This is a genomic window from Rhodanobacter sp. GW835-FHT13D09, from assembly GCF_058793995.1.
The window spans coordinates 166,929-192,278 of record NZ_JBXAGL010000007.1; the positions used below are offsets into that span (position 1 = coordinate 166,929).

Below are 25,350 nucleotides of genomic sequence, written 5' to 3' on the forward strand. Positions count from 1 at the left end.
GGCGGCGCGGACGATCCCGCTCAGTCGCCGTCGGCCAGCGGCACCCCGGCGTCGCGCTGGCGCTCGCGTTCCGCGCTGCGCTCGGCATCCGCCTCGAACAGCCGCTGCAGGTCGATCATCGCCTCGCGGGTGCTCTGGATCAGCTTGGTCTCGTCGTCATAGACCAGCGCCTGCTTCTTCAGCAGGTCCTCGTCGTAGCGGCGGAAGCGTTCGACCCGGTCGACCGCCAGCTCGTGCGGCAGGCCCAGCGCCTCCAGCGTCTTGCGGGTCATCTTGAGGCTGGAGTGGAACGTCTCGCGGATCGGCTCCTCCACGCCCATGTCCATCAGCCGGAACACGTGCTGACGGTTGCGGGCGCGGGCGATGATCTTCAGGTGCGGGTACTGCCGCCGCACCAGCCGTGCGGTGCGCAGGTTCGCCTCCGGGTCGTCGGTGGCCAGCACGAACACCTCGGCCCTGTCGGCCTGGGCCGCGCGCAGCAGTTCCGGCCGCGCCGGGTCGCCGAAGAACAGGTTGACGTTGCCGAAGCGGCGCGACTGGTCCACCTGGTCGGCCGAATGCTCCAGCGCCACGAACGGGATGTTCTGCGCGCGCAGCACGCGGGCGATGATCTGGCCGACCCGGCCGAAGCCGGCGATGATCACCCGCGGCGTGTCGGCCTCGATCGTGTCGAACTCGCGCACCGGCTTCTTCGGCTTCACGTTCAGCGCCTTCGCCGCCAGCACCACCAGCAGCGGGGTCAGCGCCATGGTGAGGGTGAGCGCCAGCACCAGCACGTCGTGCTGCGCCGTCCCGACCAGGCGCTGGTCGGCCGCCTGCTTGAGCACAACGAAGGCGAACTCGCCGCCGCACGCCAGCAGCACCACCAGGCGCAGCGTGTCCGAACGGTTGAGTCCGCCCAGCAGCCGCCCCAGCGGCCACAGCAGCAGGCTCTTCAGCAGCAGCAGCGCCGCCACCAGCCCCAGCAGCAGGGCCGGCCGGTGCAGCAGCAGCGAGATGTCCATCGACATGCCGACGCTGATGAAGAACAGCCCCAGCAGCAGGCCCTTGAACGGCTCGATGTTCGATTCGATCTCGTGCCGGTATTCCGAATCGGCCAGCAGCACGCCGGCGAGGAACGCGCCCAGCGTGGCGGAAACCCCGGCCATCTCCATCAGCAGGGCCACGCCCATCACCACCAGCAGCGCGGTGGCGGTGAACACCTCCACCGAGTCCGCGCGCGCCACGAAACGGAACACCGGCCGCAACAGGTAGCGGCCGCCGACCACCACCGCCACGATCACGCCGACCGTGCGCAGCAGCGCGAGCAGGTCGAAACTCTGCGCCCCCGCCGCCGACGCCAGCAGCGGCACCGCGGCGATCAGCGGGATCGCCGCCAGGTCCTGGAACAGCAGGATCGCGAACACCTGGCGACCGTAGGCCGAACCGGCCTCCTTGCGCTCGGCCAGGATCTGCAGGCCGAACGCGGTGGACGACAGCGCCAGGCTGCCGCCGACGACCGCCGCACCCTTGCCGGACAGGCCGAACAGGAAATACGCCGCCGCGCCGATCGCCACGCTGCAGCTCAGCACCTGCAGCAGGCCCATGCCGAACACCGCGCGGCGCATCACCCACAGGCGCTGCGGCGACAACTCCAGGCCGATCACGAACAGCATCAGCACCACGCCGAACTCGGAGATCGCGGCGACGCCCTCGGTATCGCTGACCAGGCCCAACAGCTGCGGGCCGATCGCCACGCCGGCGATCAGGTAGCCGAGCACCGCGCCGAGCCGGAAACGCTTGGTCAGCGGCACCGCGATCACCGTGGCGAGCAGGAACACCACCGCGGTCTGCAGGAAATGATGGCTGTCCACGCGCAGGCGGCTCCGGTCCGGGATGTCGCGATTATTCCACGCTGCCGACGGCCGTGCGGACTGCGTCTCTCACTCGGCAGGCCAGCGGCCCAGGCGCTGGAAGCGGCCTGATGAATGGGCCGCTGCGGCGGGCACGTGCCCACCTTCTGTCAGCTCCTGGGTACGATCGATGGCTGAGCTTGAATGGGGCCCCGCATGGGCGACGTTTCATCCGCAACTTGCCCACAGAAAAACACGAACCCCAGGTTGCTTCTAGCGAAGACGTCCGGAGGCAATTAGAGCCGCCAAGGGGTCTGGCAACCTGGTCGATGCCGGGGCCTCTGGCGCAGGCTGGCCTTCCGCAAGCATTGTTTGCATAGGTATGACTCCGGCCCAGACCGGAACATGGGATTCGTCAGCGTCGGATGGAGGGCCCGTACGAGCCTTAACAGTCGCTTCCTCAATATCCATCCAAAGCACCGACGTCGCCCTAAGCTCTTTCTCCATTACCGGTCGCAGCGTATCCCACCGCCCCGGGAAGAGACCTTCCATGAAGTCACGGAGTGCTTCAGCCCGCTCGTCGAGATCCTCCATCACGTTGGCCGTGCCAAACATCATCGCCGAACGATAGTTGACGGCATGATTCAGGGCTGACCGCGCCAAAACGTAGCCATCGACCAAACTGCAAGTTACACAGGCTGGCGCTCCATCTACTTGCCTGAGGAAGCGACTCCCTATCGATCCGTGCCAGTAGATGCGATTGTCTTTTCTCCAGTGCATGGTCGGAGTCACAAAGGGCGCCCCGTCGATGACATAACCGATGTGGCAGAGCGGGGAAGCGTCCACGACGGCATAGACGTCGGAACGCAGGTAACTACCAAGATGAGGTTCCCGTCTTATTCGGCTTCGATCAGTCCTTGGAAAATTAATGTCGCAATCCGTCGACAGTTTGGACATATGCAGCCGTTTCCTCTTAAAAGGCTCGTAATGGATCGTGAGCTGTGCAGAGCACCGATAATCTCTCCGAAAATTTCGGGTAGCAGGATGTTCGGCTCACCACCCGCATTTCAGGCAGCCTCTCCTTTCTTGATCCTTCCAGCCCGGTTCGAGGTGCGCAGGAATGCCCTCTTCGGATCGGAAGCGAGCGTCGCCTGCTGACCTTTTCGATCGCGGCCGGCAGGAAATGGTGGTTGTCCACGCGCAGGCGGCTAATGGAGGAACTGGAGCGCAGAGTTGCCCAGGAGGCACTACAAGGCTGAGGAAACCCGTGCCTTCATCAACAACGCCTTCCGCGACGGCGCCATTCCGACCACCGGCACCGCGATCAGGAAGATCCTGCCACCGACCTCTCGCTTTGACGTCAACAGCACCTCTCGACCAGGAAAGGACGGCGCTGGAGAATCCGCCGCGTTCTTCGAACGCCATTAGGGCCTTGTCCTGAAGGACTTTCCGGTGTCTCCGCACGGACCCGGTTGATGCGAAGACAATGGTTCAACGCTCAAAGCAAGGACAACTGCCCGTCATCGTGATCGCGCGCCACTTCGGCGCGACGGATCATCTGCTGTACTTGCGGCATGGCATGCACAGGCACCAGTTCGACTTCCGGGTGGGCCTGCGCAAAAACGCGGAATATCTCGTCGGCAAATGCCTGCCCGATGGCGGCGACGCCGCTGAAGTCGAGCACCACATGGCGGAACCTGTCCACACGTTGCATCAAGCGCTTGGCCTGCGAGCGTGAAATCAGGTTCTCATCCCCCACCTGGGCAAGGCGAACCGGAACCACGGTTTTCGCAAAGGCATACTCGTCCGGGCCGCTGGAATATTCATCGAACACTTGCCTGGCAGTGCGCACGGATGCCGTGGATATCCTCATAAGTACGACGGTGCCCTCTTGCGGCATGTCGTCGAAATCGAACAGCACGTCCCTGCCATGCCCCTCCTCATGGGAAAACACCAACCCTCCAGACATGATCTGGAAACGGTCGAACATCCGCGAGGTGAAGAACACGCCCTCACCCGAGTGATTTCGCGGATCCGTGGTGAACTTGCCCTTAGACAGTTCCAGCAGTGCCAGGCGCTCGTCAGGCAACTCCAACGCACGCGCGATTTTTCGGAAGATGCCGACACCATCATCGGCGATCACCAGCAATAACTCTCCATCGCGCAGCTCCATGTGCACCTCGACGTGCGCAGCCTCGGAGTGGTCGATGGCGTTGTTGATCATTTCCGTTGCGCCGTGGTGGGCAATGTCCAGGACATTGCGCGGCAATTCGCGCAGCAACGGCGACAATTGCGCCGACCACAGGGTGTCCTCGGCCAAGCCCTCCCGCGGGTAGCGCTGCCAGAACCGGCGGTTGTGGCCCATCGTGTAAACCGGGCGCGTCGTCCCGTCCTTGTGCAGGTAGCCATCGGCCACCAGCTTGCGAACCTGGATGCTGACCCTTGCCCCCGACAAACCAAGCTGCGCCGCCACCATGCCGACCAGGTCACGGGGATGTGTGGCCACCGCCTGCAGCAGGGCGGTATCTATTTCGGCGGAGCGACTGGGGCGAGCCATGCTCGGATTCTAAAGTTATATCGCTTTATTTGCTAGTTAATAAGCGGAAATTTGAAAATAAAAGGGCCGGTCTGCACCGGCCCCTCGACGTCTGCCGACCCATCCGCCCTACTTCCTCGGCGCGTCCTTCAGCCCGCGGTTCTCCAGCATCGGCTCGATCTGCGGATCCTGACCGCGCCAGTCGCGGTACATCTTCGCCAGTTCCTCGGTGTTACCGCGCGAGAGCACCATCGCGCGGAAGCGGTCGCCGTTTTCGCGGGTCAGGCCGCCGTGTTCCTTGAAGCCGATGAAGGCGTCGTCGGCCAGCATCTGCGTCCACAGGTAGGCGTAGTAGCCGGCCGCGTAGCCGTTGCCCCAGATGTGCTGGAAGTAGCTGGAGCGGTAGCGCGGCGGCACATAGGACAGGTCGATGCCGTCCTTCTTCAGTGCGGCGGACTCGAACTGGTCGGCATCCTGCAGCGGCGCGTCGGCGCCGAGCATGTGCCAGTTCATGTCCAGCAGGGCGGCGGCGACCAGCTCGGTCATGTCGTAGCCCTTGTTGAACTTGCCGGCCTTCTTCACCTTGTCGACCAGCGCCTGCGGCATCGGCTCACCGGTCTTGTAGTTCTTCGCGTAGTGGGCGAACACCTTCGGGTCGGTGGCCCAGTGCTCGTTGAACTGCGACGGGAACTCGACGAAGTCGCGCGCGGTGTTGGTGCCGGACAGGGTCGGATACTGCTCGTCGGCGAAGATGCCGTGCAGCGCATGGCCGAACTCGTGGAACATGGTGACCACATCGTCGAACGAGAGCAGCGCCGGCTGGCCCGCGGCCGGCTTGCTGAAGTTGGCCACGTTGTAGATCACCGGCCTGGTGCCGAGCAGCTTCGACTGCGCGACCAGGTTGTCCATCCAGGCGCCGCCGTTCTTGTTGTCGCGCTTGAAGTAGTCGCAGTAGAACAGCGCCAGCGAGCTGCCATCCTTGTCGAACACCTCGAACACGCGCACGTCCGGCTGGTACACCGGGATGTCGTGGCGCTCCTTGAAGGTCAGCCCGTACAGCTGGTTGGCGGCGTAGAACACGCCGTTCTGCAGCACGTGGTCGAGCTCGAAGTACGGCTTGATCTGGCTCTCGTCGAGGTCGAACTTCGCCTTGCGCACCTGCTCGGCGTAGAAGTTCCAGTCCCACGGCTCGAGCTTGAAACCGCCATGCTGCTTGTCGATCAGCGCCTGGATGTCGCCCGCCTCGACCCGTGCGCGGGCGGTGACCGCGGGCACCAGGTCCTGCATGAACTTCAGCGCCGTCTCCGGCGTCTTCGCCATCTGGTCATCGAGCTTCCACGCGGCGTAGTCGGGATAACCGAGCAGCCTGGCCTGTTCGGCGCGGATCTGCGCCAGCCGCTCGATGGTCTTGCGGGTGTCGTTGGCGTCGCCCTTTTCGGCACGGTTCCACGACGCCTCGAACAGCGCCTTGCGGGTATCGCGGTCGGCGAGGTCCTGCAACTCGGGCTGCTGGGTGGTGTTCTGCAGGGTCAGCACGTATTTGCCATCCTGCTTGCGGTCCTTGCCGGCCTGCCCGGCGGCGGCCAGCTCGGCGTCGGACAGGCCGGCCAGCTTCGCCTTGTCGGCGATCACCGGCGCGGCGTCCCGGGTGGCGGCCAGCAGCTTGTTGGTGAACGCGGTGCTCAGCGTGGACTCTTCCTTGTTGAGGTCCTTCAGCTTCACCTTGTCGGCATCGGACAGCCTGGCGCCGGCATGCACGAAGTTCTTGTAGACCACCTCGACCAGCCGGGCGGATTCCGGATCGAGCTTGAGCGTGTCGCGCTGGTTGTAGATCGCCCCGACGCGCTGGAACAGCTTGCCGTTGAGGTAGATCGCATCCCGGTGCGCGGCCAGCTTCGGCGCCTCGTCTTCCTGCACCTTCTGCAGCGCGTCGTCGGTGTTGGCGCCGGTGACCGCGCTGAATACCGCCATCACGCGGTTCAGCATAGCGCCGGATTTCTCCATCGCCACGAAGGTGTTCTCGAACGTGGGCGCCGCCGGGTCGTTGGCGATCTTCCCGATCTCGACCAGTTGCTGCCGCATGCCCTCCTCGATCGCCGGCTGGTAGTCGGCATCCTTGATCCGGTCGAACGGCGGCGCCTGGAACGGCAGCGTGCTGGCGCTGTAGAACGGGTTGCTGGTCATGGCGGTGGCAACACTGCTGGCGGTGGCAACGGAGGTGGCCGGTGCGGACGGGCTGGCAGCTTCATTCGGCTGCCGCGAACAGGCAGCCAGGGCCATCGTGGTGGCGATCACAATCGTGTGCAGACGAGGCATTGGTTTCCCTGGAGTGGCGTGCCCATTGCCGGGCGCGGAAAGTGGCGACCACCGACTGTACCGGCAGCGCGGACACTTTCCAAACCGTGCCGGTCCGGCAGCTCAGGCGGCGCGCAGGTCGCGCAGCTGCCACGCCGCACCGATCAGCAGGTACAGCCGGTGGCGCACCACGCTCATCGGCAGGTCGGTGACCAGCTCCACGTCGGTGCGCAGGTCGGCGACCCGGGCGTGCACCTGCGCCGCCGGATCGGTGGCGCCGAGGCTGCCGTCCACCGCATCGGGGTCGGGCTGCGCCGCGCGCCAGCGCTGGAACAGGGTGTCGTCGCGCAACGCCTGCTGCAGCTGCTGCGCGAAGTCGTCCGGGCCGGCGCCGTCATAGGCAAAACGCTGGTCCTCGCCGCGCGCATGGCCAAGGTCGGCGATCGAGAGGTAGTAGTGGTTGCGAGCCATGGCGTCTCCGGCGTTCGGGCGGGCGGTCATCCAAGCACGCCGGACGTGAAGTTCAGTCCAACGCCGCCACCGCGGCGCGCAGCTGGCCGGCCGCCAGCGCCGGCGCCACGCCGTGCGGCAGCACGCCCAGGCACGGCGCCGGCAGCAGTTCGCGCAGGGTGTCCAGATTCTCCTCCGGCGCGTCCATCGCCGGGTCGATGCGGTTGCCGATCCAGCCGAGCAGGCGGCAGCCGTCGGCCATGATCGCGCGCGCGCTCAGCAGGGCGTGGTTGAGACAGCCCAGCCGCAGCCCGACCACCAGGATCACCGGCAGCTGCCATTGTTTGGCGATGTCGGAGGCGAACAATCCAGGCGCCAACGGCACCAGCCAGCCGCCGACGCCCTCGACCACCACCGTGTCGTGCGCCGTCTGCAGCCGCTCGAACGCCTCGCGCAGCGGCGCCAGCGTGATCGCCACGCCGTCGTGCGCCGCCGCCAGGTGCGGCGACAGCGGATCGCGCAACGCCACGGGGTTGACCAGCGCGTATGGCAGGTTCGCGTCCTGGCCGGCCGCCTGCAACGCCAGCGCGTCGTCGTTGCGCAGGCCGTCGGGCGTTTCCGCGCAGCCGCTGGCCACCGGCTTCATCCCGCAGGCATCGTGGCCGGCCGCGCGCAAGGCGTGCAGCAGGGTGCACGCCGCGTGGGTCTTGCCGATGCCGGTATCGGTGCCGGCGATGAACACCGCCGCCGTCACGCCTGTGCGTACCGCGCCGCGACGGCGCCATGGCATGGTCCGGTCAAGCTCACGTGGCGTCTCCCTAGTCGATGGCTGCGCGCATAATACGGGCTTTGCCGCCGGACCTGCCGCATGTTCGAACTGAAAACCCACAGCTACGCCAGCAAGCACGACCACTACGACGACCTGGTGCGGCAGGCGCGCGGCATCCTCGCCGGTGAGCGCGACCTGATCGCGAACGCGGCGAACTTCGGCGCGCTGGTCTACCACAGCCTGCCGCAGGTGAACTGGGCCGGTTTCTACCTGTACGATGGCACCGAGCTGGTGGTCGGCCCGTTCCAGGGCAAGCCGGCGTGCATCCGCATCGCGCTCGGCCGCGGCGTCTGCGGCACCGCGGCGCAGACGCGGCGGACCCAGCTGGTGCGCGACGTCAACGCGTTCGCCGGGCACATCGCCTGCGACGCGGCCTCGCAGTCGGAGATCGTGGTGCCGCTGGTGAAGCCCGACGGCAGCCTGCTCGGCGTGTGGGACGTCGACAGCCCGGTGACCGGCCGTTTCGACGAGGACGACCGCGCCGGGATGGAAGCGCTGTGCGCGGTGTTCATGGCGTCGATAGCCGGCTGACCGCGCCGGCGCAGGGCCTCAGAGCTTGTGAAGAAAACCACTTCCTGTGGTTTTCTTCGGTCGCGAGTCCGGAACATGTGTGCATGCCATCCATGGCATGCACCCTGCGGGCCAGCCTGCGGCTGTTCAAATCCGTTCCTGACGGATTTGTCCGGACTCGCTCACGCGAATCAGGCACCTACGTGCCCGATTCGCGTCCGGCCATCGGGCAACTGCTCCTGCGTTGCCTCAACTCGGGCCTCCATGCCCTCGCCATGGCCGGGCTTCAAGGTTGAATAGTCACAACCTCTCAGCGCTCGCGCGGCTGCTGCAGCAGCGCCATCACCGCCTGCCGCGCCTCCTCCACGCCGGTGCCGGCGGACGAGGAAAAGACCTGTGCGGTGGCGTGCAGGCCGTCGGCGGCGAACTGCTTGCGCAAGGCGGCTAGCGCCTGCGCGGCCTGGCCGCGGGAAAGCTTGTCGGCCTTGGTCAGCAGCAGGTGGCAGGGCAAGTGGGTGGCGAAGCAGAACTCCAGCATCATCCGGTCGAACTCCTTCAGCGGATGGCGGATGTCCACGATCAGCACCAGCCCGCGCAGGCTTCGCCGCTGATGCAGGTAGGCGTCGATCTCCTGCTTCCAGTGCTCGCGCATCTCCTGCGGCACCTTGGCGTAACCGTAGCCGGGCAGGTCGATCAGGCGCGGGACCGCCGCGGGCTGGCCGTCGACGGCCAGTGGCGGTCGCTCCTGCGCATCCTGCGCCCGCGACACTGGTACATCCCTGTACGGCGGTCGCTCCTGCGCATCCTGCGCCCGCGACACTGGTACATCCCTGTACGGCGGCAGGCTGAACACGACCATCTGCTGGGTGCGCCCCGGCGTCTTGGAGGTGCGCGCCAGCCCCTTGTGCCCGGTCAGCGCGTTCAGCGCGCTGGACTTGCCGGCGTTGGAGCGGCCGGCAAACGCCACTTCGGCGCCCTGGTCGGCGGGAAGCTGGCTGATGCGGTGCGCGGCGAGCACGAATTGCGCGCCTTGAAGGGGATTCGGCATGGGGACGGTTTGACCAAGCGATGGTGGCGCAGGGATAATTCTGCGGTTTCTGCCTGTTGCGGGCCTCGCGGCCGCCAACACTGGCAGTGTCTGCAAGTCTCTCGGGAGTCAAGTGTATGAGTTTTCGGTCTGCTGGTTTTCGGCCCGCCGTTCTCGGGTCCGCCATCGCCCTCGCGTTCGCGCTGTCCAGCGCCGCGCTGATGGCCCAAGAAACCCAGCCGAACACCGCCGCGCCGGCTGCCGCCAGCACCGTGGCGGCGGCCCCGGCCGCCGCGGCGACCGCAGCCCCGGCCAGCGCCCCGGTCAAGCCCGGCGACGCCACCGCCGGCCAGGCCAAGGCCGCGGTCTGCGGCGCCTGCCACGGCATGGACGGCAACTCCAGCGACGCGCAGTACCCGAAGCTGGCCGGCCAGAGCGAGCAGTACATCGTGCACCAGCTGACCAGCTTCAAGGCCGGCAAGCGGCAGAACCCGATCATGATGGGCATGGCCGCGCCGCTGTCCGAGCAGGACATGCATGACGTCGGCGCCTATTTCGCCAGCAAGGCCCCGTTGCCCGGCGTGGCCGACCAGGCGCTGGTCGAGCGCGGCCAAACGCTGTTCCGCCAGGGCGACGCCACGCGCGGCATCCCCGCCTGCATGGCCTGCCACAGCATCGACGGCAGCGGCAACCCGGGCGCCGCCTATCCGCACCTGGCCAGCCAGCACGCACAGTACATCCAGACCACGCTGAAGGCCTGGCACGACGGCACCAGCTGGGGCGACGAGCCCCGCGCGCAGATCATGCCGGCGATCGCCAAGCAGCTGAGCACCGACGACATCGCCGCCCTGGCCAGCTACGTCGAGGGCCTGCACGGCGCCGGAACCCAGCCGGCCGCCACGCCCTGACCGACCCGGCGACCCGGGGCCGACCCTCGTGTCGGCGCTGTCGTCTGATGCTCCACCGTACGAGGTTTGCCATGCTGAAGCGCCTGCCGTTCCTGTGTGCCGCCCTGCTCGCGCTCGCCGCCTGCAGCCATGACAGCAACTCCGGCGGCGCGCAGCAGGCCACCGCGCCGGCAGCCACCGGCAGCAGCACGGCCACGCCCGCCGCCGGCGCGAGCACCACCACGCCTGCGAGCGCGCCGGCCGCATCCGGCAGCGCGGCTCCGACAGCCGCCGGCACGGCAGCAGCAGCGCCGGCCACCACCACGGCCGCGGCGCCGGCCCCGGCCGCGACACCGTTCGCCGACAATGGCACCTGGGTCGAGGGCAAGCACTATTTCCGGATCGATCCCGCACAGCCGACCAGCCACCCGGGCAAGATCGAGGTGACCGAGGTGTTCTCCTACGGCTGCCCGGCCTGCAACGGCTTCCATTCCACCGTCGACCGGATCGCCAAGGGCCTGCCGCCGGGCGCGGTGATGAACTACCTGGCCGCCTCGTTCCGGCCGGACGAGAACTGGCCGCTGTACCAGCGCGCGTTCTACGCGGCGCAGGCGCTGGGCGTGGTCGACAAGACCCACGACGCGATGTACGACGCGGTGTGGAAGAGCGGCGAGCTGTCCACCTACAATCTCAAGGCCAGCGGGCTGAAGCCGCATGCGGCGTGGCCCACGATCGAGGACGTCGCCAGGTTCTACGCCAGGTACGGCGTCGACCCGAAGGAGTTCGTCGCCGTCGCCAACTCGTTCACCGTCAACACCCAGATGAAGCGCGCCGATGACCTGATGAAGGCGTATGGCGTGGACAGCACGCCGACCATGATCGTCAACGGCAAGTACCGCTTCACCACCAGTTCCGCCGGCGGCTACCCGCAGGCGATCGAGCTGACCCAGTGGCTGGTGGCGAAGGAAGCGGCCGGCAAGTAGGCTGGGCCGTCCTCCCCCCGAAGAGAAGCTCCATGTCCAAGCGATTCGCCCGCCTGCGCGTACTCACCCTGCTTGGCGGCCTGCTGCTGGCCAGCGCCTGCACCGCGCAGTCCGGCACGCCGGCGCCGTACACCGAAGGCAACGAGTACGTCACCCTGCCCGCGCCGCAGCGCTACAGCGCCGAGGGCAAGGTGGAAGTGGTCGAGGTGTTTTCCTACGGCTGCATCCACTGCGCGCAGTTCGCGCCGGCCGCGGAGAAGCTGCGCAAGCAGCTGCCGGCGGGCGTGGTGTTCAAGCTGCTGCCGGCGCCGTTCAACGCCGAGTGGACGCCGTATGCGCGCGCCTACTACGCGGCCAGGCAGCTCGGCGCGGTCGAGCGCACCCACCTGGCGCTGTTCAACGCCAAGTTCGCCGAGCACTACCCGATCAACTCACTGGACGAGCTGGCCGACTTCTATGCCCGCGAAGGGGTCAACCGTGCCGAGTTCCTGCGTATCGCCACCTCGCCCGAGGTCACCGCGAAGCTGAAGGACGACCTGGCGCTGATCCAGCGCTGGCAGGTTGACGGCACCCCGAGCATCGTGGTCAACGGCAAGTACCGCGTGGCCACGGTGCATTCGTTCGACGAGATGATCGCGGTGACGCAGTGGCTGGTCCAGCGCGAGCTCGCGCACAAGTAAGCGCCGGTTGCGCGGCGGCTGGCGTGCCGTTCACGTCCGCCGGAGCATGCTGGCCGCCGCGTCCGGCGTGAGTCCGCGAGCGCCCCCTCCCCGTGCAGTGTGTTGCGATGACCCGTGCCGCCACTCCCCCCGCCGCGCCTGCCGAGCGCCACCTGCGCCTGCTGAGCTGCAACATCCTGGCCGGCGCCAGCGTGCAGCGTTACCGCCAGTACGTCACCCGCAGCATCAACGCGGTGCTGCCGGGCCGCAGCAAGATGGACAACCTCGACCGGCTGGCCGAGGTGCTGGCGCAGTTCGACGTGATCGGCCTGCAGGAGGCCGACGCCGGCAGCCTGCGCTCGGGCTTCCTCAACCAGACCCGCTACCTCGCCGAGACCGCCGGCCTGCCGTTCTGGAGCCACCAGCCGAACCGCGCGATGGCCAGGCTGGCGCACTCGGCGAACGGCCTGATCAGCCGGCTGGAGCCACATGCGGTGCTGGACTACCCGCTGCCCAGCCGCATCCCCGGCCGCGGCGCGTTGCTGGCCCAGTTCGGCGAGGGCGAACACGCGCTGGCGGTGATGATCGCGCACCTGTCGCTGAGCGCGCCGGCGCGCGCGCGCCAGCTCGGATTCATCGCCGAACTGCTGCAGGACTTCCCCCACGCCGTGCTGATGGGCGACCTCAACACCGAGCCGGACAGCGCGGAGATGCGCCAGCTGTTCGCCAAGTCCACGTTGCAGCCGCCGGCACAGGCCACGCCGACCTTCCCCAGCTGGAAGCCGCGGCGCGCGCTGGACCACATCCTCACCTCGCCGGCGATCCACCTGGAAAAGACCTGGGCGCTGCCGCAGGCATTTTCCGACCACCTGCCGCTGGCGGCGGAGATCCGCCTGCCGGCACACGTCGGCGGCAAGCCGGTGCCGGGCCGGCGCCAATGAGCGGGCGAGGGTGGAAGAAGGCGCTGCCGTGGCTGGCACTGCTGGCGGTGGCGCTGCTCGCCACCTGGCTGCGCTACGGCGTGGTCGAATCCAGCGCAACGGGGCAGCTGTGCAGCGGCGGCGGCCCGTGGTGGTGCCGCTGGCGGCAGTGGCTGGTGCTGGGCTTCCTCAACGACGCCTACGGCATCGCGGCGCTCGCCGCGACGGCGCTGGCATTGCTGCACCGTCGCGCCTGGCCTGCGTGGCTGGCCGCCGCGCTGGGCGTGTTCGCGCTGCAGCTGTACTGCGTCGAGAGCGGCGCGCTGGCGCTACTGGCTGGCTGCCTGTGCCTGCTGCGCCGACAGGCCGCGTGCGCGGTGCCATTCGAGCAGCACCGGCAGGGCCAGCAGCAGGTTCAGGCCCAACCATAGCCAGGCCGCCGGCGTGAGGCCGGCCTCCTGCCACAACACGACCAGCGCCAGCGGCGCCAGCCACACGGCGAGGAAGCGTTCTTCCAGCCACGGCATCCTCGTCGCGCGCCGGTCGCCCAGCCAGCCGAGCAGCGCGTAGCCGGCGCAGGGCAGCCAGAACAGGCCCAGCGGGAAATCCCGGTAGCGCCCGTCGACCGCCAGCAGCAGGCCGTAATACGCCAGCGCGAACAGCCAGCCCGCCCGCAGCCAGCGCGGCGGTGGGGCGGGTGCCGGATCGCCGTGCAGCCGCGCGGCGATCCAGCGCGCCAGCCGCAGTGCGGTGAGCAGGGCCAGCGCACAAGCCGCCAGCGACAGTGCCCACTCCCAGCCGTCGCGGCAGGCGTACAGCATCTGCCGGCCCTGCCACGCCAGCGCGCAACCGCTGGCCATGCCGGCCAGCACCGACGCGATCCGGCGGCGCCGGCCGCCGGCCAGCGCGAACAGCACGCCACCGGCCGCGCCGGCGAGCCAGCCGAGCCACCAGCGCGGCTCCTCGGTCACCGGCCCCTGCATCGCGAACTTCGGCCGGGCCTGCGCGTCGAAGATGCCCCAGTAACCGCCGGCGGTGCCTTCCTGCGCGCGCTTCCACGGCTGGTCGAACGCCTCGATCACGTTGTACGGCATGTGCACGGTGGCCGCGTAGCGCAGGAACTCGCGCAGGTAGCGCGCCTCGTTGACCACGCTGGCGCTGGCGGCCTGGCGCGGCCGCCCCGCGCTGGGCCAGCCGGTCTCGCCGATCATCACGCGGCGGCCCGGAAACGCCTGCTGCACCTTCGCGTACACCGCCGCCACATGCTGCACCGCGCTCTCGGGGGGCACCGGCTGGTCTTCCCAGTACGGCAGGATATGGATGGTGAGGTAGTCGACCGAGCCGGCCAGCTCGGGATGGCGCAGCCAGAACTCCCAAACGTCGGCATAGCTCACCGGCACACTGACCGCCGCGCGCACCCGGCGCAGGTAGCCGATCAGCGCCGGCGGCGGCAGATCGCCGCGCAGCAGCACCTCGTTGCCCACGATCAACCCGCGCACCACCTGCGGGTAGCGGTTGGCGGTGGCGACGCCCAGCGCGACCTGCTGCTCGTTCGACTTCGCATCGCCGCCCAGCCAGATCCCCAGCAGTACCTGCATGCCGTAGCGCCCCGCGATCGCCGGCACCGCGCTGAGGCCCTGCCCCTGCGAGTACGTGCGCACGCAGTCGAAGCGCTGCGACAGCGCGCGCAGGTCGGCGTCGATGCGTTCGGGACTGATGTAGGCGCCCGCATCCAGCGGCGTCTCGCCGGCCTGGCGGAACGGCGCGTACGAGACGCAGGCGATCCGCGCCGACGGCGCATCCGGCAGGGATACCGGCCGGCCGATCGCCCACCACCAGCTCGTCCCGGCCAGGGTCGCCAGCAGCAGCGCCAGCCACGCCGGCCAGACGCGACGAAAGACGGGCGGAGCTGCTGGTGACATGCCGATTCCGTGGATGCTGGAAGCCAAACGCCGCAGCTTACCAGCGCCGGTCGGTGGCACGCGTGCCGGGAGCCCGGAAAGGATCCACTTCCTGCGGATTCTTCTAGGTGCGAGGCAGGGCAGGCCGAGAGCTTGTTTTTTCGAACTCTCAGCGCACCGCGAGAAGCGGTTCAGGCGCATCGACTACACTGCCTGCGATCCACCGCAGGAGCCCCCATGTCCGTTTCCCTTCCGCCGCGGCGCCTCCTGCTCGCCTGGCTGCTGGTCGCCGGCTGGCTGCTGACGGGCGCACTGGCGCAAGCCGCCGAACCCACCGACACCCAGCGCGTCGCCTTCAAGCGGGCCTATGCCACCGCGCAGCAGGGAGGTGATGGTTGGCGCAGCCTGGCCGCCGGCCTGCGCGACTATCCGCTGTATCCGTACCTGCAGGCCGCGGCCTTGCAGCACGACATCCAGCAGGTCGACCGCGCCAGCGTGGAGGCATATCTGCGGCAATACCCCGACTGGATTCCCGCCGCCGACCTGCGCCGCGCGTTCCTGCTGGAACTGGCGCGCCGGCAGGACTGGAGCGGTTTCCTCGCGCTGTACCAGCCCGGCCTCGGCGACACGCTGGGCTGCGACGCGCTGCAGGCGCGGCTGGCCGGTGGCGCCACGCTGGATTTCGAGCGCGACCTGGCCGAGCTGTGGACCCGGCCTGGCCTGCCCGGCGCCTGCGACCCGGTACTCCGTGCCGCGCACGAGCAGGGCCTGCTCACCGACGCGCGGCTGTGGACACGGATCGATCGCGCCGCCGACGCCGGCCAGGCCGGCACCATCGCCAGCCTGGCCGACTGGCTGGACGAACCCGGCCGCCGCAGCGCACAACAGCTGGCGCTGGCGCTGCGCGATCCGGCCGCCGCGCTGTCCGCCGCCGCCGGCTGGCCCGACCAGCCACGCCAGCGCGAGGCCGCCGCGCTGGCCCTGACCCGGCTGGCCCGGCGCCAGGTCGACGGCGCCGATACCGCGTGGCAGCAGTTGCGCTCGCACTTCACCTTCAGCGAGACACAGCGCAACCGGATCCTGCGCACGCTGGCGCTGTTCCATGCCACCGATTTCGACGACGGCGCGCTGGAACGGCTGATCGCGCTGCCTGCCGCCGCGCAATCCGAGGGCACCCGCGAGTGGCGGGTGCGGGTGGCGCTGGCCCGGCAGAACTGGAGCGCGGTGCTGGCCGCCATCGACGCGATGCCCGCCGAGCAGCAGCAGGACGGCGAGTGGCGCTACTTCCGCGCCCGCGCGCTGGCCGCGCTGGGACATGACGACGAGGCACGCCGGCTGTTCCAGGCCCAGGCCGGGCAGGCCACCTTCTTCGGCTTCCTTTCCGCCGACCGGCTCGACCAGCCGTACGCGATCTGTCCGCTGACCCTGGCCGGCGACCCGCAGCGCGAACAGGCCCTGCTGGGCAACCCCGGCCTGCGCCGCGCCTTCGAGCTGTACGCGGTGGACCTGCCGAAGCTGGCTCGGCGTGAATGGGCGCGGGCGCTGCAGGACGCCGACCCGGCCACCCAGCGCGTCGCCGCCGTGCTGGCCAACCGCCGCGGCTGGTACGACCGCGCGGTGTTCGTCCTGAACAGCGGCGAGGCGTTGCGGCTGTACGACCTGCGTTTCCCGCTGGCCAGCCAGGACGGCCTGGTGCCGCAGGCCGAACGGGCCGGCGTCGAGCCGGCCTGGGCCTACGGCATCCTGCGTGCGGAAAGCGCCTGGGTCAGCGACGCGCAATCGGGTGCCGACGCCCGCGGCCTGATGCAGCTGGTGCCCGCCACCGCCGCGCTGGTGGCCAGGCGCAACGGCCTCGACTGGGGCGGCGGCGACACGCTGTACGACCCGGCCACCAACATTGCGCTGGGCACGCGCTACCTGGCGCAGATGGCCGCGCGCTTCAACGGTTCGCCGTGGCTGGCCAGCGCCGCCTACAACGCCGGGCCGAACAAGGTCGAGCAGTGGCTGGCCGCGCGCGGCACGCTGGCGCCGGACCTGTTCGTCGCCACCATCCCGTACAAGGAAACCCGCGAGTACGTGGCACGGGTGATGGCGTTCAGCGTGATCTACGATTGGCGCCTGAGCGGCGGCCCGGTGGTAGCGCTGGCCGAGCGCATGGGTGCCATCGGCCAGCCGTACGTCATGCCGACCGCCGCGACGGCACGCCGCCCGGTCGACTGCCCACCGGTCGCCGCGCCAACGGCGGCGGCCAGTGCGGCAGCCGCCACGCCCTGAGTGCGGCAGGAGAGCCTTCGCATGAGCGCACGGCAACTCGTCATCCTCGGCGGCACCGGTTTCGTCGGCAGCTACCTGGTGCCGCGGCTGGCCGCCGACGGCCATCGCATCGTGCTGCTCAGCCGCAACCGCGAGCAGCATCGCGAACTCGGCGTGTTGCCCGGGGTCAGCGTGCGCAACGCCGACGTCTACGACGACGAGGTGCTGCGCCGTCATCTCGCCGGCGCCGACGCGGTGATCAACCTGGTCGGCATCCTCAACCCGCGCGGCCGGCACAGCTTCGAGCGTGCGCACGTGGAATTCGCCCGCCGGCTGATCGCCGCCTGCCACGCCAGCGGCGTGGGCCGGCTGCACCAGATGAGCTCGCTGAAGGCCGGCCAAGGCCTGTCGCAGTACCTGAAGAGCCGCGGCGAGGCCGAGGCGCTGGTCAAGTCCTCCGGGCTGGCGTGGACGATCTACCAGCCCAGCGTGATCTTCGGCCGCGGCGACGGCCTGGTCAGTCGCTTCGCCGGCCTGCTGCGGCGCATGCCGGCACTGCCGCTGGCGCGCGCGCAGGCGCGCATGGCGCCCACCCACGCGGGTGACGTGGCCGAAGCGATTGCCCGTTGCGTCGGCCACGAAAAGCTGGGCGTGCAGCGCAGCTTCGAGCTGTACGGCCCCGAGGTGCTCACCCTGGGCGAGATCGTGCGTGCGATCCGCGCCGCCGCCGGCCTGCGCACACCGATCATTGCCCTGCCCGACGGCCTCGGCCGCCTGCAGGCGCGGTTCGCCGAACTGCTGCCCGGCAAGCCCTTTTCGCTCGACAACTTCCACTCGCTGCGCACTGATTCGGTCGGCAAGGTGGACGGTTACGCCGCGCTGGGCATCCTGCCGCAAGCGCTGACGCCGTGGTTGCCGGTGCTGCTCCACGAGCCGCCGCGGCAACGGCGACTGGCCGCGCAGCGCGCGCGCTGGCGCTGAACCTCAGGCGACGCCCAGCAACTTCCGCAAGCGGTCCAGCTCGTTGCCGTACAGCGCCCCGCGCGCCACCTCCGCACGCACGCCGCGCTCGCTCCGCAGGCTGGCCACGCAGGCTGGATCGTCGTCCAGCCGGCAGAACGCCAGCACCCCGCGCAGCTGCTCCTCCGGCTCGGCCAGCAGCGATTCGATGGCCAATTCATGCACACGCCCGGGATACAGCTTCTGCCAATGGCGCATCATGCGGTCGTAGTCATGCCAGTAGCCGGCGAGGTCGTCCAGCGCGTAACTGAACTCGTGGCCACTGGCGAACAGCTGGCTGTAGCAATCGAAACAGGTCTCCAGCACGTCGCGTCGCACGTTCACCACGCGCGCCTGCGGCAGCATCGTCATCGCCGCACCGAGCATCCGCCAGTTCGGCAGGCAGGCATCGACCAGCCACGGCTTGCCACTGCGGCCGGAGGCGCGGCGTGCCAGGTAGTCGCGGCCCAGCCGCGCCCAGTCGTCCGGCGTCTGCGTGCCCGCGCGCCGTACGCCCGCCGGGCCGCGGCGCAACGACTCGGCCTCGATCACCCGCTGCAGATGGGGCTGGTCGTCGCCGGCGGCCTGCGGATGCGCGGCAAGCGAACGCGCCACCGGCGCGGCGCCGGAACACGGCAGGCCCACCACGAACACCACCTGCCCCTCCGGCAATGCTTCCCGCGCGCCGTCCAGCGGCCTGGCGAAGGCCGCCAGCACCGACTCGATACGGGCGTGCTCCACGCCCGCGTTCCACTGCAGCTGCCGGCGCATCTGCGCGTTGGCCTTGCGCAGCATGCGGAACGCCTCGTGGAATTCGCCCTGGTCCTCCAGCGCCCGCGCCAGTACGAAGCCCAGCGCGGTGCGCACCGCGGGCAGCGGCAACGCGGTCTGCAGCACCTGTCGCAGCCGGGCGACATCGTCCGCGCCAAAACGCTCGCCCGCCAGGTTGCACAGGCCGGTCCATGCCTCCGCGCTGGCAGGCCGGCATTGCAGCACCTCGCGGTAATTCGCCGCCGCCTGGACCGCCGCGCCGACGTCGGCCTGCGCTTCGGCCAGCACCAGCCGCGCGTCGGGGTGATCCGGATCGTGGTCGAGTACCCGATGCAGCGCGGTGATCGCGCCGACCGGCCGCCCCAACGCAAGCAGCATCTGGCCGTAGTTGAACCAGCCGGGCGCGAAATCCGGCGCCAGCCCGCAGGCACGTCGCAGCGCGGCCAGCGCGGCTTCCGGCTCGCCCATCGACTGCAACGCAACGCCCAGATTCATCTGCGCCAGCGCGTCGTGCGGGTTTTGCGCCACCGCCTGTCGCAGGTTCGCCACTGCTGGCACATGTTCGCCGCGCAACTGCTGCACCACGCCCAGCAGCCGCCGCGCCTCCGCGCAAGCCGGCTCCCGTCCGAGCAGCTCCGTCAGCAACGCTTCGGCCTGCTCCGGTTGCCGGCGGTCGATCGCATCCACCGCCTCATCGAGTTGCCGCACCAGTTCCGCCGACAGGCCCGCGGCACGATCCCGCAACAGCGGATGAGCCTGTTTATCCACCATGCCCGGGAGCCCCCTGTAGCCACCTTTCACTTCATGGCACCAGCTTACGTGAGGGGGAAAGCGGCATAAAGCCACGCGGCGCACGGGCCGGAACACGGGCTCCGCCGGCGGCCTCGAAAATGGTTATGCTTCCGCCTACCACGGCTCTTCTCGACACTTCACCTTTGCGGTGGCGCGTTTCGAAGCCGAACCTGCCGGAGTCGATCCCATGTGGCAAGGAATCCGTGCGTATGTACCGGGCAGCGCCGCGATCGCCGTGCTGGCATGGGCCTGCATGGGTGCGAGCGCGGTCAGCGGGGTGAGCGGGACGGTGCAGCTGTCGCCCGCCGGGCCTGGGCCGCAGCGCGCCGGCGAGCCGGGCACGAGTCCCTACCGCGGGGCAGCAGTGCAGCTGCGCAATGCCCGGGGCGGTGTCGTGGCCCGCGCGGTCACCGACGGGCAGGGGCAGTTCATGGTGGCCGCGCCGGCGGGCAGCTACGAGGTACGGGTCGATGTCCGGCAGGCCGCATGGCCGCGCTGCGAAACGGTCGAGGCCACGGTCCGCGCGAACCGGATCACCCGCGTGGCCATCGCCTGCGATTCCGGGATGCGTTAGGTGGCCTCCACCGGGCGGCGCGCGGCATCGCGCAGCGCCCGATCTGGGGCGAGACGCAGCCCCGTGGCAGAATCCCCGCATGCATATCTACCTGGTCGGCGGCGCGGTCCGCGACAAGCTGTTGAACCGCCCCGTGGTCGACCATGACCATGTGGTGGTCGGCGCGGTGCCGGAGCAGCTGCTGGCGCTGGGCTACACCCCGGTGGGCAAGGACTTCCCGGTGTTCCTGCACCCCGAAACCGGCGAGGAGTACGCGCTGGCGCGCACCGAGCGCAAGAGCGGGCGCGGCTACCACGGCTTCGTGTTCCAGGCCGAGCCGACGATCACGCTGGAACAGGACCTGGCCCGGCGCGACCTCACCATCAACGCGATCGCCGAGGACGAGCACGGCGCGCTGACCGATCCGTTCGGCGGCCTGCGCGATCTCGAGGCGCGCGTGCTGCGCCACGTGTCGCCGGCGTTCGTCGAGGACCCGGTGCGGGTGCTGCGGGTGGCGCGCTTCGCCGCGCGCTTCGCGCCGCTGGGTTTCAGCGTGGCCGACGAGACGATGGCGCTGATGCGGCGGATGGTGGCGGACGGCGAGGCCGACCACCTGGTGCCCGAGCGCGTGTGGTCGGAGCTGCGCAAGGCGCTGGGCGAGACGCAGCCGTCGGCCTTCCTGCGCGTGCTGCGTGCATGCGGTGCGCTGGCGGTGCTGCTGCCCGAGGTGGACGCGCTGTACGGCGTGCCGCAACGCGCGGAGTTCCACCCGGAGATCGACACCGGCGTGCACGTGGAGATGGTGCTGGACGCCGCGGCACGGCTGGCGCCGGGCGACGACGTGGTGGGCTTCTGCGCCCTGACCCACGACCTCGGCAAGGCGCTGACGCCGGCCGATGAGCTGCCGCGCCACATCGGCCACGAGCATCGCGGGGTGGCGCCGCTGCGCGCGCTGGCCGCGCGGCTGAAGGTGCCGAACGAGCATGCCGCGCTGGCCGAGCTGGTCTGTCGCGAGCATCTGAACGCGCACCGCGCGTTCGAGCTGAAGCCGGCCACGGTGCTGAAGCTGCTGCTGGCGCTGGACGCGCTGCGCCGGCCGGCCCGATTGGAAGCATTCCTCGCCGCCTGCGCGGCCGACCAGCGCGGCCGGCTCGGCCATGGCGACGACGACTACCCGCAGGCGGCGTACCTGCGCGCCGCGCGCGCGGCGGCCGCGGCGGTGGACGCCGGCCGCTTCGTCGGGCAGGGCCTGGCCGGCCCGGCGATCGGCCAGGCGATGGAGCGTGCCCGCCTCGAGGCGATCGCCGCGCTGCGGGCTCATCCTTCGCCAGGCTGATCCACGGTATAAAGCCCGGATACCCATGCCCGCCGGGCATGCATCGCCCTCGTGTTCTCAGCTGGAGTTGCCTGTGCCGCGTGCCTTCACCCCGACCTCGCCCCTGCGTCAGCGCTTCCGCCCGTTGTGGTGGCTGGTCGTCGTTTTCCTGGCCGTCTCGCTGGCCACCCGCGTGGTGCTGCTGGCGATGTCCGGCAGCGAGGTGCCGCATACGCCGCTGAACCTGCTGTACGCGTTCGGCGTGGGCCTGGGCTACGACCTGGTCACCCTCGTCTACGTGGCGTGGCCGATGGTGCTGTTCCTGTGGCTGGTGCCGACGCGGCACGCCACCGTATCCGGGCTGGCCCGATGGCTGGCGTGGCTGCTGCTGCTGGCGCTGGTCTACGCATTGTGCCTGGGCGCGCTGTACCTGCATTACCGCGCGCACCTGGGCATGACCTGGCCGCTGGTGCTGCCGTTCCTGCTGGTGCTGCCGCTGCCGGGCTTCGCCTACGCCTCGCGCACGGGCCAGCGGGTGCTGCACGGGCTGGCGCTGGTGCTGCTGTATGGCCTGCTGTTCGTGGCGGCGTCCGAGCTGGTGTTCTGGAGCGAGTTCAGCGTGCGCTTCAACTTCATCGCGGTGGACTATCTCGTCTACACCAACGAAGTGATCGGCAACATCCGCGAGTCCTATCCGATCGGCCGCTGGCTGGCGCTGCTGGGGGTGATCACGCTGGTGCTGTTCGCGATCGGCCGGCGCGCCCTGCGTGTGCGCGACGACGGCAGCCGCTTCTGGCAGCGCGGCAAGGTGGCCTTGCTGTGGCTGGTGCTGACGGCGATTTCGACAGCCGCGGTGAACGGCAGCATGAAGGACCGTGCCAGCAACAACTACGTCAACGAGCTGGCCGGCAACGGCATCTACCAGTTCTTCAATGCGTTCCGCAGCAGCCACCTCGACTACGCGAAGTTCTACCGCACGCTGCCGGACGACGAGGCGTTCCGCCGCGTGCGCGAGATGCTGAAGACGCCCGAGGCGAGCTACGTCAGCGACGACCCGCGCGACCTCACCCGCGCGATCCGCCGGCTCGGCCCGGAGCAGCACCTCAACGTGGTGCTGATCAGCGTGGAGAGCCTGTCCGGCGACTATCTGGGCACGTTCGGCAACCCGGAGCACATCACGCCGTACCTCGACGCGCTGGTCGGCCATAGCCTGTTCTTCGACAACCTCTATGCGAACGGTACGCGCACCGTGCGCGGGCTGGAGGCGTTGTCGCTGTCGGTGCCACCCACGCCCGGCGACTCGCTGCTGAAGGAGCACGGCAACGAGAACCTGTTCTCGCTGGCCACCGTGTTCAACGACCGCGGCTACCAGTCGGACTTCGTCTACGGCGGCTACGGCGAGTTCGACAACATGAACTATTTCTTCGGCCACAACGGCTATCGCGCGGTGGACCGGCGCGACATCCCGAAGACCGCCGTGATCCACAGCGAGAACGTGTGGGGGGTGGCCGACGAGGATCTGTACACGCTGGCGCTGGGCCAGATGGACCGCGTCCATGCCGAAGGCAAGCCGTTCTTCCTGCACATCATGACCACCTCCAACCACCGGCCATACACCTTCCCGCGGGGCCGCGTGCAGCAGGCCAACGGCACCCGCCGGGGCGCGGTGGCGTATACCGACTGGGCGATCGGCGACTTCATCCGGCGCGCGCGTGAAAAGTCGTATTTCGACGACACCGTGTTCGTGATCACCGCCGACCACTGCGCCTCCAGCGCGGGCAAGACCAGCGTGCCGGTGAACCGCTACCACGTGCCGCTGTGGATCTACGCACCGAAGCACATCCCGCCGCAGCGGGTGGAGCGGCTGATGGGCCAGATCGACATCGCGCCGACGCTGCTCGGCCTGCTCAACTTCAGCTACCGCTCGCGCTTCTTCGGCTACGACCTGTTCCAGCTCGAGCCCGGGCGCGAGCGCGCCTTCCCGGCCACCTACGAGAAGCTCGGCTACCTGCACCGCGACGTGCTCACCGTGCTGGAGCCGCAGCGCAAGCTGGAGCAGATGAAGCCGGACTACATCAGCGGCGACGCCACCCCGATCGTGCCGCAGAACGAAGAACAGATCGACCAGGCGGTCGCCTACTACCAGGTCGCCAGCGAGCTGTTCAGGCGCGGCCAGCTGGTGCGCCGCCCGGAGGATTCGACGCCGGTGCCGCCGTTGCCGGCGGAGTCCGCCACGGCACCCGTACCGGCTGGTTCGGCGCAGGCGCCGGCCAGCTCGGCGGTGGCGCCCGCCGCGGCTGGCTCAGTCGCGCTGCCGGCGCACTGAGTGCGCTTCCACGCTCGCCAGCACGCTGGCGAGCGGTGTGCGCAGAAGAGCAGCGCGCAGAGCCCCACCCACCAGGCATGCCAGCGCAGCCGCACCAGCGGCCGCGCCGGCACGCGTGCGCTCAAAGCCGCCCGCCCTGGTCGGCGGCCAGCAGGTCGGCCGGCAGCGGCAGCGCATCGAGGCCGCGCGCCAGCAGCATGGCCTGGAAGCGCTCACCCATCTGCTCGGGCAGCATCAGCCGTTTCGCCTGCTGCGCCAGCCGGTAGCGGCCGTGCTCGTCGGCGACTTTCGCCTGGGCCTCTTCGAACACCTGCTGCAGGCCCGCGCCGATCAGGAACTGCGCCTGCGGCAGGTAACCGGCCACACCGAAACCAGCACTGTTGCCGGCCTCCGCCAGCGCGGTGAAATCGACCGACGTGGTGAGGTCGTTCAAGCCCGGCAGGTACAGCGGATCGTTGTGCGCGTGATGGCGGTAGTGCGCCATCAAGGTGCCGTCGTCGCGCTCGGGCAGGTAGTACTCGCGGCGCACGTAGCCGTAGTCGACGAACAGCAGCAGCCCCGCCGTCAGCGCGCCGGCCACCGCCTGGATCCAGTACGGCAGCTGCGGCAGGATCTCCGAGCGGTAGCCATCGACGAACTCGACACCGAGGTCGCGCTCGACGTGGCGCACCGCACCAGCCACCAGCGCGTCGGCGGGACGGTCGACGCGGATCAGGCGGCCTTCGCCGTCCAGCGCCACGTACTCCTCGTACACCTCGCCCTGGCGCATCGCGAAGCGGGTGGTCGGCAGCGCGTCGATCACCTCGTTAGCGAACAGCACGCCGCGCCAGTCCTGTTCGGGCGGACGGTCCAGCCATTGCACGCGGGCGTGGAGTCCGGGCGGCAGGTTCGCGGCGAGCCGCTCGCGCTGGCGTTCGCGCAGGTCGGCGCTGGGCTCCAGGATCAGGTACTGCCGCGGCAGCGTGCCGCCGGCCGCCAGCACCTTCAGCGCCGCCTCGGCGAACGCGCCGCTGCCGCCGCCCAGTTCGAGGAAATCCGCCTCGTCGCCCAGCATCGCCAGCACCGGCTGCAACGCGTTCACCACGCAGCCGGCGAACAGGTCGCCCAGTTCCGGCGCGGTGACGAAATCGCCGGCTGCGCCGAACTTGGTGCGCCCGGCGCTGTAGTAGCCCAGCCCCGGCGCGTACAGGCAGCGCTCCATGTACTGCGAGAACGGCATCGGCCCGTGCGAGACGATCTGCTCGCGCAGCAGCTGCAGCAGGCGATCGGAATGGGCGCGCTCGTCGGCGCTCGGTTCGGGGAGGCGGGAAGGCATCGGTCTTGCCGGTGGTTGGATCGCGGCAAGCATAGCGGATGGGCCGCAGCCCACAGCCTGCCATTGTAGGGCGGGCACTGCCCGCCGCTGTGCATTGCGAGATCAAAAGCTGGCGGGCAGTGCCCGCCCTATGTATGGACTCGCCCCTGGTGTCAACCGCTGCGTGGGCAAGAAAGCACGGGCTGCATTTATGTATG

General features: G+C 69.4%; 21 protein-coding genes. 11 read left to right on the forward strand and 10 right to left on the reverse strand.

Annotation, left to right across the window (positions count from 1 at the left end):
• Positions 1-20 precede the first annotated feature (20 nt).
• The 6 genes from AC1Q5A_RS11435 to bioD all read right to left on the reverse strand — a co-directional run bounded on the left by AC1Q5A_RS11435 (position 21) and on the right by bioD (position 7,867).
• A complete protein-coding gene (locus AC1Q5A_RS11435) occupies positions 21-1,853 on the reverse strand; it encodes a monovalent cation:proton antiporter-2 (CPA2) family protein (RefSeq protein ID WP_492700839.1) in 1,833 nt (610 codons plus the stop codon).
• A 252-nt stretch (positions 1,854-2,105) separates the two neighbouring features.
• Entirely contained in the window at positions 2,106-2,789 is a 684-nt protein-coding gene (locus AC1Q5A_RS11440; protein ID WP_492700840.1) for a pyridoxamine 5'-phosphate oxidase family protein, read from the reverse strand.
• Positions 2,790-3,330: 541 nt separating this feature from the next.
• Positions 3,331-4,389, reverse strand: coding sequence for an STAS-like domain-containing protein (locus AC1Q5A_RS11445; RefSeq protein ID WP_492700841.1), 1,059 nt, complete (start codon positions 4,387-4,389; stop codon positions 3,331-3,333).
• A gap of 108 nt (positions 4,390-4,497) precedes the next feature.
• On the reverse strand, positions 4,498-6,684 hold the full coding sequence (dcp, locus tag AC1Q5A_RS11450) for a peptidyl-dipeptidase Dcp (protein WP_492700842.1): 2,187 nt from the start codon (positions 6,682-6,684) through the stop codon (positions 4,498-4,500).
• 102 nt (positions 6,685-6,786) lie between these two features.
• Entirely contained in the window at positions 6,787-7,134 is a 348-nt protein-coding gene (locus AC1Q5A_RS11455; protein ID WP_492700843.1) for a hypothetical protein, read from the reverse strand.
• Positions 7,135-7,186: 52 nt separating this feature from the next.
• Positions 7,187-7,867 (reverse strand): dethiobiotin synthase, encoded by a 681-nt coding sequence (bioD, locus tag AC1Q5A_RS11460; protein ID WP_492700863.1) that lies wholly within the window; start codon positions 7,865-7,867, stop codon positions 7,187-7,189.
• 114 nt (positions 7,868-7,981) lie between these two features.
• Between bioD and AC1Q5A_RS11465 the strand changes: the two genes are divergently transcribed.
• Entirely contained in the window at positions 7,982-8,473 is a 492-nt protein-coding gene (locus AC1Q5A_RS11465) for a GAF domain-containing protein (protein WP_492700844.1), read from the forward strand.
• Positions 8,474-8,762: 289 nt separating this feature from the next.
• On the opposite strand, the gene yihA is transcribed toward AC1Q5A_RS11465, so the two are convergent.
• Positions 8,763-9,500 (reverse strand): ribosome biogenesis GTP-binding protein YihA/YsxC, encoded by a 738-nt coding sequence (yihA, locus tag AC1Q5A_RS11470; RefSeq protein ID WP_492700845.1) that lies wholly within the window; start codon positions 9,498-9,500, stop codon positions 8,763-8,765.
• Positions 9,501-9,700: 200 nt separating this feature from the next.
• Here yihA and AC1Q5A_RS11475 point away from each other — a divergent pair, with 200 nt between their 5' ends.
• The 5 genes from AC1Q5A_RS11475 (at position 9,701) to AC1Q5A_RS11495 (ending at position 13,359) form a co-directional block, all read left to right on the forward strand.
• Complete coding sequence (locus AC1Q5A_RS11475; protein ID WP_492700846.1) at positions 9,701-10,387, forward strand: c-type cytochrome; 687 nt, start codon at positions 9,701-9,703, stop codon at positions 10,385-10,387.
• A 71-nt stretch (positions 10,388-10,458) separates the two neighbouring features.
• On the forward strand, positions 10,459-11,349 hold the full coding sequence (locus tag AC1Q5A_RS11480; protein ID WP_492700847.1) for a thiol:disulfide interchange protein DsbA/DsbL: 891 nt from the start codon (positions 10,459-10,461) through the stop codon (positions 11,347-11,349).
• Between the two features lie 32 nt (positions 11,350-11,381).
• Positions 11,382-12,029: a thiol:disulfide interchange protein DsbA/DsbL gene (locus AC1Q5A_RS11485; protein ID WP_492700848.1), complete on the forward strand. Its 648-nt coding sequence runs from the start codon at positions 11,382-11,384 to the stop codon at positions 12,027-12,029.
• Between the two features lie 107 nt (positions 12,030-12,136).
• Positions 12,137-12,949: an endonuclease/exonuclease/phosphatase family protein gene (locus AC1Q5A_RS11490; RefSeq protein ID WP_492700849.1), complete on the forward strand. Its 813-nt coding sequence runs from the start codon at positions 12,137-12,139 to the stop codon at positions 12,947-12,949.
• Positions 12,946-13,359: a hypothetical protein gene (locus tag AC1Q5A_RS11495; RefSeq protein ID WP_492700850.1), complete on the forward strand. Its 414-nt coding sequence runs from the start codon at positions 12,946-12,948 to the stop codon at positions 13,357-13,359. The genes AC1Q5A_RS11490 and AC1Q5A_RS11495 overlap by 4 nt, the downstream gene beginning before the upstream one ends.
• Here AC1Q5A_RS11495 and AC1Q5A_RS11500 read toward each other — a convergent pair.
• A complete protein-coding gene (locus AC1Q5A_RS11500) occupies positions 13,258-14,850 on the reverse strand; it encodes a glycoside hydrolase family 17 protein (RefSeq protein ID WP_492700851.1) in 1,593 nt (530 codons plus the stop codon). The two genes, AC1Q5A_RS11495 and AC1Q5A_RS11500, sit on opposite strands and share 102 nt — an antisense overlap.
• Positions 14,851-15,066: 216 nt before the next feature.
• Between AC1Q5A_RS11500 and AC1Q5A_RS11505 the strand changes: the two genes are divergently transcribed.
• Both AC1Q5A_RS11505 and AC1Q5A_RS11510 read left to right on the forward strand, forming a co-directional pair.
• Entirely contained in the window at positions 15,067-17,103 is a 2,037-nt protein-coding gene (locus AC1Q5A_RS11505; RefSeq protein ID WP_492700852.1) for a transglycosylase SLT domain-containing protein, read from the forward strand.
• 21 nt (positions 17,104-17,124) lie between these two features.
• Positions 17,125-18,063, forward strand: coding sequence for a complex I NDUFA9 subunit family protein (locus AC1Q5A_RS11510; protein WP_492700853.1), 939 nt, complete (start codon positions 17,125-17,127; stop codon positions 18,061-18,063).
• A gap of 3 nt (positions 18,064-18,066) precedes the next feature.
• On the opposite strand, the gene AC1Q5A_RS11515 is transcribed toward AC1Q5A_RS11510, so the two are convergent.
• Positions 18,067-19,623, reverse strand: a complete 1,557-nt coding sequence (locus tag AC1Q5A_RS11515) for a sulfotransferase family protein (RefSeq protein WP_492700854.1) — start codon at positions 19,621-19,623, stop codon at positions 18,067-18,069.
• Positions 19,624-19,831: 208 nt separating this feature from the next.
• Between AC1Q5A_RS11515 and AC1Q5A_RS11520 the strand changes: the two genes are divergently transcribed.
• The 3 genes from AC1Q5A_RS11520 (at position 19,832) to AC1Q5A_RS11530 (ending at position 23,838) form a co-directional block, all read left to right on the forward strand.
• Positions 19,832-20,218 (forward strand): carboxypeptidase-like regulatory domain-containing protein, encoded by a 387-nt coding sequence (locus AC1Q5A_RS11520; RefSeq protein WP_492700855.1) that lies wholly within the window; start codon positions 19,832-19,834, stop codon positions 20,216-20,218.
• Positions 20,219-20,297: 79 nt separating this feature from the next.
• Positions 20,298-21,533: a multifunctional CCA addition/repair protein gene (locus tag AC1Q5A_RS11525; RefSeq protein WP_492700856.1), complete on the forward strand. Its 1,236-nt coding sequence runs from the start codon at positions 20,298-20,300 to the stop codon at positions 21,531-21,533.
• A gap of 73 nt (positions 21,534-21,606) precedes the next feature.
• A complete protein-coding gene (locus AC1Q5A_RS11530; protein WP_492700857.1) occupies positions 21,607-23,838 on the forward strand; it encodes an LTA synthase family protein in 2,232 nt (743 codons plus the stop codon).
• 121 nt (positions 23,839-23,959) lie between these two features.
• Here AC1Q5A_RS11530 and AC1Q5A_RS11535 read toward each other — a convergent pair whose 3' ends face one another.
• Entirely contained in the window at positions 23,960-25,153 is a 1,194-nt protein-coding gene (locus AC1Q5A_RS11535) for a class I SAM-dependent methyltransferase (protein ID WP_492700858.1), read from the reverse strand.
• Positions 25,154-25,350: the final 197 nt, after the last annotated feature.

Excerpts from the sequence above, each read along its gene's own strand:
- AC1Q5A_RS11440 (WP_492700840.1), bottom strand. The coding sequence starts at position 2,789 with ATGTCCAAACTGTCGACGGATTGCGACATTAATTTTCCAAGGACTGAT.
- AC1Q5A_RS11445 (WP_492700841.1), bottom strand. The coding sequence starts at position 4,389 with ATGGCTCGCCCCAGTCGCTCCGCCGAAATAGATACCGCCCTGCTGCAG.
- dcp (WP_492700842.1), bottom strand. The coding sequence starts at position 6,684 with ATGCCTCGTCTGCACACGATTGTGATCGCCACCACGATGGCCCTGGCT.
- AC1Q5A_RS11455 (WP_492700843.1), bottom strand. The coding sequence starts at position 7,134 with ATGGCTCGCAACCACTACTACCTCTCGATCGCCGACCTTGGCCATGCG.
- AC1Q5A_RS11465 (WP_492700844.1), top strand. The coding sequence starts at position 7,982 with ATGTTCGAACTGAAAACCCACAGCTACGCCAGCAAGCACGACCACTAC.
- yihA (WP_492700845.1), bottom strand. The coding sequence starts at position 9,500 with ATGCCGAATCCCCTTCAAGGCGCGCAATTCGTGCTCGCCGCGCACCGC.
- AC1Q5A_RS11475 (WP_492700846.1), top strand. The coding sequence starts at position 9,701 with ATGGCCCAAGAAACCCAGCCGAACACCGCCGCGCCGGCTGCCGCCAGC.
- AC1Q5A_RS11480 (WP_492700847.1), top strand. The coding sequence starts at position 10,459 with ATGCTGAAGCGCCTGCCGTTCCTGTGTGCCGCCCTGCTCGCGCTCGCC.
- AC1Q5A_RS11485 (WP_492700848.1), top strand. The coding sequence starts at position 11,382 with ATGTCCAAGCGATTCGCCCGCCTGCGCGTACTCACCCTGCTTGGCGGC.
- AC1Q5A_RS11490 (WP_492700849.1), top strand. The coding sequence starts at position 12,137 with ATGACCCGTGCCGCCACTCCCCCCGCCGCGCCTGCCGAGCGCCACCTG.
- AC1Q5A_RS11495 (WP_492700850.1), top strand. The coding sequence starts at position 12,946 with ATGAGCGGGCGAGGGTGGAAGAAGGCGCTGCCGTGGCTGGCACTGCTG.
- AC1Q5A_RS11500 (WP_492700851.1), bottom strand. The coding sequence starts at position 14,850 with ATGTCACCAGCAGCTCCGCCCGTCTTTCGTCGCGTCTGGCCGGCGTGG.
- AC1Q5A_RS11505 (WP_492700852.1), top strand. The coding sequence starts at position 15,067 with ATGTCCGTTTCCCTTCCGCCGCGGCGCCTCCTGCTCGCCTGGCTGCTG.
- AC1Q5A_RS11510 (WP_492700853.1), top strand. The coding sequence starts at position 17,125 with ATGAGCGCACGGCAACTCGTCATCCTCGGCGGCACCGGTTTCGTCGGC.
- AC1Q5A_RS11515 (WP_492700854.1), bottom strand. The coding sequence starts at position 19,623 with ATGGTGGATAAACAGGCTCATCCGCTGTTGCGGGATCGTGCCGCGGGC.
- AC1Q5A_RS11520 (WP_492700855.1), top strand. The coding sequence starts at position 19,832 with ATGTGGCAAGGAATCCGTGCGTATGTACCGGGCAGCGCCGCGATCGCC.
- AC1Q5A_RS11525 (WP_492700856.1), top strand. The coding sequence starts at position 20,298 with ATGCATATCTACCTGGTCGGCGGCGCGGTCCGCGACAAGCTGTTGAAC.
- AC1Q5A_RS11535 (WP_492700858.1), bottom strand. The coding sequence starts at position 25,153 with ATGCCTTCCCGCCTCCCCGAACCGAGCGCCGACGAGCGCGCCCATTCC.